Consider the following 12,555-nt stretch of genomic DNA (forward strand, 5'->3'; position numbering starts at 1 on the left):
GCATATGGCAAGAGAATACAAAGACGTGGTGGTGGGGCTGGACATCGGCACGGCCAAGATCATGGCGGTCGTGGCCGAGGTGCTGCCCGGAGGCGAGCTCAAGCTCGCCGGCCTGGGCGTGGCGCCGAGCAACGGCCTCAAGCGCGGCGTGGTGGTGAATATCGACGCCACGGTGCAAAGCATTCAGCAGGCTTTGAAGGAAGCCGAGCTGATGGCCGACTGCAAGATCCAGCGTGTCTACACCGGCATCACCGGCAGCCACATCCGCGGGCTCAACTCCAGCGGCATGGTGGCGGTGAAAGACAAGGAAGTGACCGCCGCCGATGTGGCGCGTGTGGTCGAGACAGCCAAGGCCATCAACATCAGCAGCGACCAGCGGCTGCTGCTGGTAGAGCCGCAGGAATTCGTGATCGACGGGCAGGACGTGAAAGAGCCCATCGGCATGAGCGGCATCCGGTTGGAGGCAAAAATCCATATCGTCACCGGTGCGCAAAGTGCGGCCGAGAACATCATCAAGTGCGTGCGCCGCTGTGGCCTGGAAGTGGAGCAACTGCTGCTCAACCCGCTGGCGTCGAGCCAGGCCGTGCTGACCGACGATGAGCGCGAGTTGGGTGTGGTGGTGGTCGATATTGGCGCGGGCACGACCGATGTCGCCATCTTTACCGGCGGCGCGATTCGCCACACCGCGGTGATTCCGATCGCTGGAGACCTCATCACCAGCGACATCGCCATGGCGCTGCGCACGCCCACCAAGGATGCCGAGGACATCAAGGTCGAAAGCGGCTACGCCAAGCAGTTGCTGGCCGACCCCGAGGCCCAGGTCGAAGTGCCCGGCCTGGGTGACCGGGGCCCGCGCATGATCAGCAAGCAGGCCCTGGCCGGGGTCATCGAGCCGCGCGTGGAAGAGATTTTCTCGCTGGTGCAACAGGTCATCCGCGACTCGGGCTATGAAGAGGTGCTGTCGTCGGGCATCGTGCTCACCGGTGGCAGCGTGGTCATGCCGGGCATGGTGGAGCTGGGCGAAGACATCTTCCTCAAGCCCGTGCGCCGGGGTGTGCCCAAGTATTCAAGCGCCCTGTCCGACATGGTTGCTCAGCCCCGTGCGGCCACCGTCATGGGGCTGCTGGAAGAGGCGCGCCTGGCGCGCATGCGCGGCTTCAAGGTGGCGCACAAGACGGGTTCGGTGCAGTCGGCGTTTGGCCGCTTCAAAGACTTCATCGTGGGGAATTTCTGACCATGGACCACTTCATCTGGCAAGTCTGGCCCCACCCACCGCCGCGCTTGCGCTGGTGCAGTACCGGGCCGCCCCGCGTGCACCGATGGCCATGCGCCATCCACCCTATTCATTCATCGCCATTCATTGCAAATCAGTCAATCCAAGGAGCTCCAACATGACCATCGAAATGATCGAAGTCGAAGAATTCAACCAGGGCACGCAAATCAAGGTGATTGGTGTGGGCGGCGGCGGAAGCAACGCCGTTGAGCACATGATCGCGCGCAGCGTGCAGGGCGTGGAGTTCGTGAGCGCCAACACCGATGCGCAGGCCCTGACCCGCAGCACGGCGCACCGCGTCATTCAGCTGGGCCAGAGCGGCCTGGGTGCTGGCAGCAAGCCCGAGAAGGCGCGTGAAGCCGCCGAGGCCGCTGTAGAGGACATTCGCGCCGCCATTCAGGGCTCGCACATGTTGTTCATCACCGCCGGTATGGGCGGCGGCACGGGCACGGGCGCCGCACCTGTCATTGCGCGCATCGCCAAGGAAATGGGTATTCTCACCGTGGGCGTGGTCACCAAGCCCTTCGAATGGGAAGGCGGCCGCCGCATGAAGAATGCCGATGACGGCCTGGCCGAGCTGGAAGCCAACGTCGATTCACTCATCGTCGTGCTGAACGAAAAACTCCTGGAAGTGTTGGGCGACGACATCACCCAGGACGAGGCCTTTGCCCACGCCAACGATGTGCTGAAGAACGCCGTGGGGGGTATCGCCGAAATCATCAACGAGTACGGTCAGGTGAACGTCGACTTTGAAGACGTACGCACCGTGATGGGCGAGCCCGGCAAGGCCATGATGGGCACGGCCACGGCCAGCGGCCCGGATCGCGCACGCATCGCCGCCGAGCAGGCCATTGCCTGCCCGCTGCTCGAAGGCATCGACCTGTCGGGCGCCAAGGGCGTGCTGGTGCTGGTTACGGCGAGCAAGGGCAGCCTCAAGCTGTCTGAGTCGCGCCAGGCCATGAACACCATCAATGCCTATGCATCGACCGACGCACATGTGATCTTCGGCGCCGCCTACGACGAAACCCTGGGCGAGGAGATCCGTGTGACTGTGGTGGCCACCGGTCTTTCGCGCCAGAATGCGCGCCGCCAGCCCATCTCGGTGGTGCAGGGCGGCCTGCGCACGGGAACGGACAACATGTCCTACCCGATGCCTGGCACGGGCATGCTGTCCGGCTCCGTGGGCGCTGCGCCGGGGGCTGTGGGTGGCCAGGCAGACTATGCCGTGCCCAGTGTCTGGCGTACCAACCGCACGCAGGCTGCAGCGCGGGTGGATGCCTTGTCCTCGGGCGGCATGGACGACCTGGAAATCCCTGCCTTCCTGCGCAAGCAGGCTGATTGAGGTGGGCGCTGCACGTTTGTGCCATCGCCGTGATAGAAAAACGCGATGGCGCAGTGCAGCAACAACGCGCAGTCCACACTAAAATCAACGGATGCTTGCGCAACGAACCCTCAAAACACTCACCCGTGCGGTGGGCGTCGGCCTGCACAGCGGCCAGCGGGTCGAGCTGACACTGCGCCCTGCGCAGCCTGACACCGGCATCGTGTTCCGTCGTGTCGATTTACCCGAGCCGGTGGACATTCCGGTATCCACCCAGGCCGTGACGGACACGCGCATGGCGTCCACCATTTCGTCGGGCAGCGCCTGCGTGCATACGGTCGAGCACCTCATGTCAGCGTGTGCCGGGCTGGGGGTGGACAACCTGTATGTAGACATCACCGCAGAGGAAGTGCCCATCCTGGACGGGTCTTCGGCTTCTTTTGTTTTCCTGCTGCAAAGTGCGGGTATCGTTCTGCAAAACGCCTCTAGGCGCTTCATTCGGGTCAAAGAGCCTATAGAAATTCGCCAGGGCGAGGGTGTGCACGCCAAGTGGGCGCGACTCGACCCCTACCACGGCTACAAGCTGCGGTTTGAAATTGACTTTGCCCATCCGGCCGTCGATTCCACGGGGCAATCCGTCGAATTTGACCTGGGCCAGGGCCAATACAGCCGCGACATTGCCCGCGCGCGCACCTTCGGCTTCACCAAGGACGTGGAAATGATGCGTGCCAACGGGCTGGCATTGGGTGGCGGCATGGACAACGCCATCGTCATGGACGACTACAAAGTGCTCAATGCCGACGGCCTGCGTTACGACGACGAGTTCGCCAAGCACAAGATATTGGATGCCATGGGCGACCTGTACCTGGTCGGCAAGCCGCTGCTGGCGGCTTACAGCGCCTTCCGCTCCGGCCATGCGCTCAACAACCTGCTGCTGCGCGAACTCGAAGCCCATCCCGAGGTCTGGGAAATCGTCACCTTCGAGAACGAACGCCTGGCCCCTGCCGGTTTTGCGCAGCCGGTGCGCGCTTGGTAGCGCCAAACCACAAGCCTCCCGCGTATGCTGCTGTTTCGCTGGATCGTCATGCTGTTGCTGCTCGTGGCGGCGCTGTGCTTTGCGTTTTATGCCGGTACCGGCCGGGCGCGGTACAAGCAGCTGGGTTTTGTTGTGCTCAAGTGGACCATGATTGCCGCAGGAGTTTTCTTTGCCGTGCTCATCCTGGAGCGCGGCTTCTGACGCTGTGAACTGTTTCTCGGCCTATACTCGCCCCTGCTCCGGGGTGTGCTGATGCGCTGAGATGCCGGGGGTCTGGAAACAGGCTCCCCGGCGAACCCGACGAACTTGATCCGGTTCATACCGGCGGAAGAAGAGCCGACCTCCTTGTCTGCGTGCATGTCCCATCGGGCGCGTACGCCGTCCACAGACGCCATCCGTGTCTATGGGAGCGCAGGTCCAGTCCGGAGCATCCATCCCCGGACCTTAGGAGACCTGCCATGAACGCCCCCGACCCCCTTGCCCGTGAATCCTTCGCCAGCTTGCTGGCACGCGCCCGCGACCCCTTTCCTGCATCGCGCAAGGCCTACATTGCAGGCGCCCTGCACCCCGACCTGCGTGTGCCGGTGCGCGATATTGCGCTCACCAATGGTGAGCAGGTCAGCGTGTACGACACCTCGGGCCCTTACACCGATCCGCAGGCGCAGATCGACGTGCGCAAGGGCCTCGCCAGTGTGCGTGGCCGCTGGATCGAGGCGCGTGGCGACACAGAGGGCTACCAGGGTCGCCCATCCGTGGCACTGGACGATGGCAGCAAAAGCGAAGACGCAGTGCGCCTGGCCACGCTGCGCGCAGAAGCTGCGGCATTGCAACGCCAGCCCCTGCGCGCCAAAAGGGGTGTCAACGTCACGCAGATGCACTATGCGCGGCGCGGCATCATCACGCCCGAGATGGAGTACGTCGCCCTCCGCGAAAACGGTAAACGCGAGTGGATGGCGCAATACCAGCAAGACTTAGCGCGCGAGCAGCGCCTGGCGGGCAACCCCATGGGCGCGATGATCCCGAAAATCATCACGCCCGAATTCGTGCGCGACGAAGTGGCGCGCGGCCGCGCCATCATTCCGGCCAACATCAACCACCCCGAAGTTGAGCCGATGGCCATTGGCCGCAACTTCCTGGTCAAAATCAACGCCAACATCGGCAACTCGGCCGTCACCTCCAGCATTGAAGAAGAAGTGGAGAAGCTCGTGTGGGCGATTCGCTGGGGCGCCGACAACGTGATGGATCTCTCGACCGGCAAGAACATCCACACCACGCGCGACTGGATCGTGCGCAACTCGCCCGTGCCCATCGGCACCGTGCCGATCTACCAAGCGCTCGAAAAGGTCGGCGGCATCGCCGAAGACCTGACCTGGGAAATCTTCCGCGACACCCTGATCGAGCAGGCCGAGCAGGGGGTGGACTACTTCACCATCCACGCTGGCGTGCGCCTGGCCTACATCCACCTCACGGCGCAGCGGCGCACGGGCATCGTCTCGCGCGGCGGCTCCATCATGGCCAAGTGGTGCATGGCGCACCACCGCGAGAGCTTCCTGTATGAGCATTTCGAGGACATCTGCGACATCATGAAGCAGTACGACGTGGCCTTCAGCCTGGGCGACGGTCTGCGGCCCGGCTGCGCGTCCGACGCCAACGACGAGGCCCAGTTCGCCGAGCTGCACACGCTGGGCGAGCTGACCCAGATCGCCTGGAAGCACGATGTGCAGACCATGATCGAAGGCCCCGGCCACGTGCCCATGCACATGATCCAGGCCAACATGACCGAGCAGCTCAAGACCTGCCACGAGGCGCCGTTCTACACCCTGGGCCCGCTGACCATCGACATCGCCCCCGGCTACGACCACATTGCCTCGGCCATCGGCGCGGCCATGATCGGCTGGATGGGCACGGCCATGCTGTGCTACGTGACGCCCAAGGAACACCTGGGCCTGCCCGACCGCGACGACGTCAAGCAGGGCATCATCGCCTACAAGATCGCGGCCCACGCCGCCGATGTGGCCAAGGGCCACCCGGGCGCGCGCTCACGCGACGATGCCCTGAGCCAGGCGCGCTTCGACTTTCGTTGGCAGGACCAGTTCAACCTGGGCCTGGACCCGGAGACGGCGCAGGAATACCACGACGAGACGCTGCCCAAGGACTCGGCCAAGGTGGCGCATTTCTGCTCGATGTGCGGCCCCAAATTTTGCTCGATGAAGATCACGCAGGAAGTGCGTGAATTCGCTGCGCAGAAAGGCGTTGCGGAGGGCGAGGCACTCACGCAGGGGATGGCGGCCAAGGCCGAAGAGTTCCAGAAAACTGGGGGACGCCTGTACGTCCCGCTGCACCCGGTGGCGTGACGCAGTCGCCACCCGCGGCGGTGGCTTGCCGATGTGCCGCTGTCGCAGGCGGTGAATACCCTGTGCGTGACCTGTTACAGCCTCGCTTATATTCATTACAAATGCAGCCCACAAGGCTGCGGGCGGGGCATGGCCACAAGGCGGGTGCCCGTGAATACCATTTTCTGGAAGGGGAGCCATGAACGCTCTGGGCCGTTTGTCGATCCGTGCACGTCTGTACTTCAGCACGATTTTTTCCCTGGTTCTGCTGGTTGTGCTCGGAGGCATGGGCTATGTGGCGCTGGACCGCACCCGCGACACCGTGCAGGATTTGTTCGCGCACCGCGTGCAGACGCTCACCGACATGTCCGACCTGCGCACCACCTTGGGTGATCTGCGTCGCATCGAAAAAGACATCATCATCAATTTCAACAACAGCGTTGAAGTGGCGTCGATGCGCGAGCGTTGGGCTGCCACGCTGACCTCGTTGCGCAAAAGCCTGGATGCCGTGCGGCAGGTGCAGGCGGCCGATGCGGAGTTTGTCGGTGTGATCGACAAGGTGCTGGACGAGGTCAAACAGTACGAGACAGGCATCAGCCCCATCTTCGAACAGATCGAAGGCGCCATGCTGGATGGAGCGGGTGGCGGGGCCTACGCCAACCGTTTGAAAAGCCACACGGAGAACGCCGACAAGCTGATGAGTGATTTGGCAGCCGGTGCACGCATCCGCATGGACGAGGCGCGGCAAGGGGTGGATACGCGCACGGCCTCCATGTCAGTGTTGATCGGTGTTGCCCTGCTGCTGGGGCTGGCGGTGCTCATCCCCATCACCTTCTTCAGTGTGCGTTCCATCACCCAGTCGCTCGAACTGGCGCGCAGGCTGGCCGAACGCATTGCCGGTGGCGATCTCTCGCGCGACGTACAGGTCCAGCAGCAAGACGAGGTGGGCCAGTTGGTCCTGGCCATGGGCCAGATGCAAGAGGCCTTGCGCGGGCTGGTGCGCCAGGTGCAGGATGCCGCAGGCAACATCTCCACCGCCAGCGGCGAAATTGCCAGCGGTAACCACGACCTGAGCCACCGCACCGAGCAGACGGCGGCCAACCTGGAAGAAACCTCGTCGTCCATGGAGCTATTGACCAGCACCGTGCAGCAAAGCGCTGAATCCTCGCGCCATGCCAATGATTTTGCCAATTCAGCGGCCGAAGTGGCAGGGCGGGGCGGCGCGGTTGTGGCCCAGGTAGTGAGCACCATGGAGCAAATCACCACCAGCTCGCGCAAGATCGCCGACATCACCGGTGTGATCGATGGCATCGCGTTCCAGACCAACATTCTGGCGCTCAATGCCGCTGTGGAGGCCGCCCGTGCGGGCGAGCAGGGCCGCGGCTTTGCCGTGGTGGCCAGCGAGGTGCGCAGCCTGGCGGGCCGCAGTGCCGAGGCCGCCAAGGAAATCAAGGCCTTGATCGGTGCCTCGGTCGAGCGCGTGGAAGACGGTGCGCGCCTGGTGGGTCAGGCTGGTGAGACCATGACCGAAATTGTGGGCAGTGTGCGCCGCGTTACGGACATCATCGGCGAAATCACTGCATCGACCGCCGAACAGCGCGACAACATTACCCAAATCAGCCAGGCGGTGCGCCAGCTGGACCAGATGACGCAGCAGAACGCGGCTCTGGTGGAGCAGTCCACCGCCGCTTCCGAGTCGCTGCGCGAGCAAGCGCGTGGGTTGACCAGCGCGGTCAGCCAGTTCAAGCTCAGCGAAGCTGGGCAGGAAGCCGGTGCGTCGGCCGCAGGCCCGCATTCTGCATCCGCCTGGCAGGCTGCGCCGATCACGCAGTCTGTCGGTGTGGGTGCCTCGTTGCGACTCAAATAGCCGTGTTTGCGCCGTTCAGGCGGTAACAGGCCCACTGCCCTGGCGCGGGGGCCTGCACGGGCCACTGCGCTGATGTGGGGCGCTGGCCTTGTTGCCCCTGCGCACCCAGCAACCATTGCACGCAGCGCGCCACACCGGCGTGGCTGATCCACAGGGTATCGCCGGGCTGTCGGCGTGCTTGTTGCAGTGCTGCGTGTACGCGATCCAGCATCTGTGCCAGGTTTTCACCCCCACCAGGTGGGTGGTCGACAAAACGGGCCGTCCAAGCGTCGATGTCGGCGCGTGCGATGGCATTCCAGGCCTGGCCCTCCCAGGAACCAAAATCCATTTCGACCAAACGGGCGTCTGGTGCAAACGCCATATCGGGCCGCAGCGCCTGCAGTTGGTGGGCCAGCAACGTACAGCGCTGCAGGGGCGAATGGCGTGCCTGTATGCCCATGGGCAGCATCTTGGCCAGGCGTTGGGCGCTGGCAGCGCTGGTGGCGGGGTCGACCGGGGTGTCCAGCCTGCCGTAGCAGGTGCCCGGAGTCAATAGTACGGGCGCGTGCCGAGCAATCCACAGCCGTTGGGGTTTCATGCGCCGAAGCCGCGCCCCAGTGCCAGGGCGGCACCCAGGTAAAAGCCGATTTCACTGACCTGCTGCGTTGCCCCCAGGCAATCGCCCGTAAAGCCCTGCAAGCGCCGTGCGAACCAGCGCGCCATCCCGCCTGCGGCCAGGGCACTGCAGGCCATGGATGCTATTAAAAATAGAGCTGACTGCGCTTTCCACGTAAGCGCTAGAGGCAAAAAACACCATAAAAATGCGATGCCGAGCGCAGACCCCGAAATCTGGTCCGCCAGCGGCTTGCTTTTGGAGCGGGCCGTATCGCCCACATGCTCCAGGCGGCGCACCAGCAGCAGCGGCCAAAAGCGCGACAGCACATGCCCACCCACCAGCGCTGCCAGGGCAGCTGCCAAACTGTGCGTGCCCAGCAAGGCCAGCAGGCTCAGTTTGGCCAGCAGTGCCAGGACCAGCGCCATGGCACCAAAGGCGCCAATGCGCGAGTCCTTCATGATGTCCAGCGCACGCTCGCGGTCCTGGCTGCCGCCCAGGCCATCGGCCACGTCGGCCAGGCCATCTTCATGAAAACCCCCTGTGACCAGCACTGTGGTGATGGTGCAGAACACTGCCGCGACCAGCGGGGCCATGGGGTTGGGCGCCAGCGCCATTTGCAACGCAGCAAAGACGCCCGTGGCCACTGCAGCCACCAGCCAGCCCACGCCCGGAAAATGCGCGCTGCTGGCACGCAGCATGGCCGGGCTGTAGCCCACCCACTGCGCCAGCCGCCCCGTGACGGGGATGCGCGTGAAGAACTGCACGGCCAGCAAATAGTGGCGCAGGGTTTGCATGAATACTATAAAAATAATAGCTAATAGCGCTTGTAGAATAAGGCTAAAATGCGTTTTGACTGCTATTTTTGTACCGCACTTCGGGATGTTTGCAGAAACAACCGGTAGGCTGGGTTCAGGGTTTCCTCGACGTACGGATAGCCCAGCGTGGCGAGGAAGGCGTCAAAGGCCGTAGCGTCGCCAGGCGGCACTTGCAGGCCCACCAAAATGCGGCCATAGTCGGCACCCTGGTTGCGGTAGTGGAACAGGCTGATGTTCCAGGTGGGCTCCATCAGGCTCAAAAATTTGAGCAATGCTCCGGGCCGCTCGGGGAAGACAAAGCGCAGCAGGCGCTCGTCGCGCGCCAGGGCCGAGTGCCCGCCGACCAAGTGGCGCAGGTGCTCTTTGGCCAGTTCGTCGTGCGTCAGGTCCAGCGCCTCGAAACCGTGGCGGCTGAAGTTGCGCGCCAGCTTCTCGGACTCGCCTTTGCCATGGGTGGTGAGGCCCACGAAAACATGGGCGCTTGCGGCGTCGCTGATGCGGTAATTGAACTCGGTCACGTTGCGCGGGCCGCCGGGCAAGTCGCCAATCACCTCGCAAAAACGCCGGAAGCTCCCGCGTTCCTCAGGAATGGTGACGGCCAGCAGCGCTTCGCGCTCTTCGCCCACCTCGGCCCGTTCGGCCACGAAGCGCAGGCGATCGAAGTTCATATTGGCGCCGCACAGGATGGCGGCGTAGGTCTCGCCCCGGGTCTTGTGCGTGGCAACGTACTGTTTGATGGCCGCCACAGCCAATGCGCCTGCGGGCTCGACGATGCTGCGGGTGTCCACGAACACATCCTTGATCGCCGCGCACACGGCATCGGTATCCACGGTGATGTAGCTATCGACCAGGCCGCTGGCGATGCGGAAGGTTTCCTCGCCCACCAGCTTGACGGCGGTGCCATCAGAGAACAGGCCCACATCGGCCAGCGTGACGCGCTCACCTGCCTGGATGGACTGGATCATGGCGTCTGAATCATTCATCTGCACGCCGATGACCTTGATCTCCGGGCGCACGGCCTTGATGTAATTGGCCACACCGGAAATCAGGCCGCCACCGCCAATGGCGACGAACACGGCATCCAGCCGGGTGCTGCCCAGTTTTTGCAGTTGGCGCAGGATTTCCATCGCGATGGTGCCCTGGCCAGCGATCACGTCGGGGTCGTCAAACGGGTGCACGAAGCTCAGCCCCTGCTCTTGCTGCAGACGCACGGCATGGCTATAGGCGTCGGAGTAGCTGTCGCCGTGCAGCACTACCTCGCCCCCCAGGGCGCGCACTGCGTCCACCTTGAGCGCTGGCGTGGTCGTGGGCATGACTACCACGGCGCGTGCGCCCAGCTTGCGTGCGCTCATGGCCACGCCCTGGGCATGGTTGCCGGCCGAGGCGCAGATCACGCCGCGCTGTAACTGCTCAGGCGTGAGGTGCGCCATCTTGTTGTAGGCGCCGCGCAGCTTGAAGCTGAACACGGGCTGCTGGTCCTCGCGCTTGAGCAGTACCTTATTGTGCAGGCGGCGGCTCAGGTTGTGGGCGGGTTCCAGGTCGGACTCGATGGCGACGTCGTAAACGCGCGCGGTCAAAATCTTTGTGAGGTAATCGGCAGGGGTGAGGTGCTGGGTCATGGGGTGCAAATGCTGCGCCGCCGCAGAAAGTGTGGCGGGTTCATATCATAGGGTGTGTGTTTTCGTGCGGGCAGCCGGGCACGTCAGGCAAAAAAAAGCCCCGGGCCGTAAGGCCTGGGGCGTAATCCACCGGGGGAGGTGGAGGAGACAATCGGTGCGTGGCGGAGCCTCTGAGGGGTTTGCCGCCAACCTGCCCATGTCAGCAGGAGGTTCGCTTGGGCTCAGTGTAGCGCAAGGTTTGTTGCGGCGCAGCACGGGTAGGTATTTGTACGTTACAGTCTGTCCGAAAAAAACCACGCACCTCAAGGAGAAAAAGCATGGAATGCACAGTGAGCTGGACAGGCGCTGCAGGAACGCGGTCCGGCATGGGGTTCATCGCCGAAACCGGTAGCGGCCATGTCCTGGCCATGGATGGAGCGCCTGACGCAGTCCATCCCGCCAACGGCGGTCAAAACCTGGCCCCGCGCCCCATGGAGGCGGTGCTGGCCGGCACGGGGGGCTGTACGGCCTATGACGTGGTGCTGATCCTCAAACGCGGACGGCACGATGTGCGTGGCTGTAGCGTCAAGCTCACTTCCGAGCGTGCAGAGACCGAGCCCAAGGTCTTTACCCGCATCCACATGCACTTCACCGTGACCGGCAAGGGGCTGACCCCAGTGGCCGTGGAGCGTGCCATCGCCATGAGCCACGAAAAATACTGTTCTGCCAGCATCATGCTGGGCAAGACCGCCGAGATCACCACGGGCTTTGAGGTGGTCGAGGCCTGAGCCTTCTCCTCCTCCGACTTCGTCAGGCATCGCAGGCGGTGCTGGGCCGGGCGTCAGAGGTGGTGGGCGGTCGTTGTCATGACCCGCGCCGCAGCGCGCATGAGCGCGCGCACCGGCCGGGGCAGTTCCATCGCGCCTGAGGCCCGCGCTTGCGCTGCGTGGCGCTCCTCGTCGGCCTTCATGCGGGCCACCACGGCCCGGGAGGGCCGGTCGTCGTCCGGCAGGCGCTGCAGATGGCTGCCCAGATGGGCGGACACCTGGTTCTCGGTTTCCACCACGAAACCCAGGCTGACGCGATCGCTCCAGCCTGCGGCTACCGTGCCGAGCGCAAAGGCGCCTGCGTACCACAGCGGGTTGAGCAGGCTCGGACGGGCGCCCAGGGCGTCGAGACGTGCGCGTGTCCAGGCCAGGTGGTCTGTTTCCTCGCGGGCAGCTTCCAGCAGGTGCTCCCGCAGAGGGCCGTCGCGTGTCATGGCGGCTTGTGCCGTGTAAAGGGCCTGTGCGCAGACCTCGCCCACATGGTTGACCCGCATCAAAGCGCCCGACAAGCGCCGATCCGCAGGCCGCAGCGCCACCTCTGTCTCCGCATCGGCCGGAGAAGCCTCGCTGGCGCACGGCTTGGCAAACAGGGTGCGCAAGGCCGTATCGGCTGCGCCCAGCCAAGGGTCTAGAGAGTTAAATTTTCGAACAAACAATCGCGCCACAGAATTTTCATTTCGTCACAAAATAGGCAGTGGTGCGGCCCAAGAGCCCACTATCGGATGAGCTTATTCTGCATCCATGCCCGGAGTGTTGCAGTACGACAACGATTTCCGCCTTTGAGGCCGGTTGTGGGTGAATTCCTTTGCGAAACAGGCCGACGTCTGGTGCAATAGCAACAACTTCCCCACCAGGAGGTTGGCCCGGGGAACCGGCGGGACTGTGCAGGT

General features: G+C 63.8%; 11 protein-coding genes and 1 riboswitch. Of the genes, 7 read left to right on the forward strand and 4 right to left on the reverse strand.

Going from position 1 to position 12,555, the window contains the following annotated elements:
- The first annotated feature begins 4 nt into the window (after window positions 1-4).
- From ftsA to C8D04_RS17525, 6 genes are all read left to right on the forward strand, one after another.
- The gene (ftsA, locus tag C8D04_RS17505; RefSeq protein ID WP_116002799.1) at window positions 5-1,234 is read left to right on the forward strand and encodes a cell division protein FtsA; all 1,230 of its coding nucleotides are present in this window, start codon (window positions 5-7) and stop codon (window positions 1,232-1,234) included.
- Between the two features lie 157 nt (window positions 1,235-1,391).
- Window positions 1,392-2,615, forward strand: coding sequence for a cell division protein FtsZ (ftsZ, locus tag C8D04_RS17510; RefSeq protein WP_116002800.1), 1,224 nt, complete (start codon window positions 1,392-1,394; stop codon window positions 2,613-2,615).
- Between the two features lie 91 nt (window positions 2,616-2,706).
- Window positions 2,707-3,630, forward strand: a complete 924-nt coding sequence (lpxC, locus tag C8D04_RS17515; RefSeq protein WP_116002802.1) for a UDP-3-O-acyl-N-acetylglucosamine deacetylase — start codon at window positions 2,707-2,709, stop codon at window positions 3,628-3,630.
- Between the two features lie 24 nt (window positions 3,631-3,654).
- Window positions 3,655-3,831 (forward strand): hypothetical protein, encoded by a 177-nt coding sequence (locus tag C8D04_RS18765; protein ID WP_165829141.1) that lies wholly within the window; start codon window positions 3,655-3,657, stop codon window positions 3,829-3,831.
- A gap of 29 nt (window positions 3,832-3,860) precedes the next feature.
- Window positions 3,861-3,980, forward strand: a riboswitch (TPP riboswitch).
- Window positions 3,981-4,088: 108 nt separating this feature from the next.
- On the forward strand, window positions 4,089-5,984 hold the full coding sequence (thiC, locus tag C8D04_RS17520) for a phosphomethylpyrimidine synthase ThiC (protein ID WP_116002804.1): 1,896 nt from the start codon (window positions 4,089-4,091) through the stop codon (window positions 5,982-5,984).
- 178 nt (window positions 5,985-6,162) lie between these two features.
- The gene (locus C8D04_RS17525) at window positions 6,163-7,830 is read left to right on the forward strand and encodes a methyl-accepting chemotaxis protein (RefSeq protein WP_116002805.1); all 1,668 of its coding nucleotides are present in this window, start codon (window positions 6,163-6,165) and stop codon (window positions 7,828-7,830) included.
- Here C8D04_RS17525 and C8D04_RS17530 read toward each other — a convergent pair.
- The 3 genes from C8D04_RS17530 to ilvA form a co-directional block, all read right to left on the reverse strand.
- The gene (locus C8D04_RS17530) at window positions 7,823-8,407 is read right to left on the reverse strand and encodes a histidine phosphatase family protein (protein WP_116002807.1); all 585 of its coding nucleotides are present in this window, start codon (window positions 8,405-8,407) and stop codon (window positions 7,823-7,825) included. The genes C8D04_RS17525 and C8D04_RS17530 overlap by 8 nt on opposite strands.
- Window positions 8,404-9,219: an adenosylcobinamide-GDP ribazoletransferase gene (cobS, locus tag C8D04_RS17535; RefSeq protein WP_116002809.1), complete on the reverse strand. Its 816-nt coding sequence runs from the start codon at window positions 9,217-9,219 to the stop codon at window positions 8,404-8,406. The genes C8D04_RS17530 and cobS overlap by 4 nt, the downstream gene beginning before the upstream one ends.
- Before the next feature lie 62 nt (window positions 9,220-9,281).
- A complete protein-coding gene (gene ilvA / locus C8D04_RS17540) occupies window positions 9,282-10,859 on the reverse strand; it encodes a threonine ammonia-lyase, biosynthetic (protein WP_116002811.1) in 1,578 nt (525 codons plus the stop codon).
- Window positions 10,860-11,176: 317 nt separating this feature from the next.
- Here ilvA and C8D04_RS17545 point away from each other — a divergent pair, with 317 nt between their 5' ends.
- Window positions 11,177-11,626 carry an OsmC family protein gene (locus C8D04_RS17545; protein WP_116002812.1) on the forward strand — a complete coding sequence of 150 codons (450 nt, stop codon included), beginning with the start codon at window positions 11,177-11,179 and terminating at the stop codon, window positions 11,624-11,626.
- A gap of 53 nt (window positions 11,627-11,679) precedes the next feature.
- Here C8D04_RS17545 and coq7 read toward each other — a convergent pair whose 3' ends face one another.
- Entirely contained in the window at window positions 11,680-12,321 is a 642-nt protein-coding gene (gene coq7, locus C8D04_RS17550) for a 2-polyprenyl-3-methyl-6-methoxy-1,4-benzoquinone monooxygenase (RefSeq protein WP_116002814.1), read from the reverse strand.
- Window positions 12,322-12,555 lie beyond the last annotated feature (234 nt).

The organism is Simplicispira sp. 125, assembly GCF_003096555.1.
Lineage (GTDB): Bacteria > Pseudomonadota > Gammaproteobacteria > Burkholderiales > Burkholderiaceae_C > Simplicispira.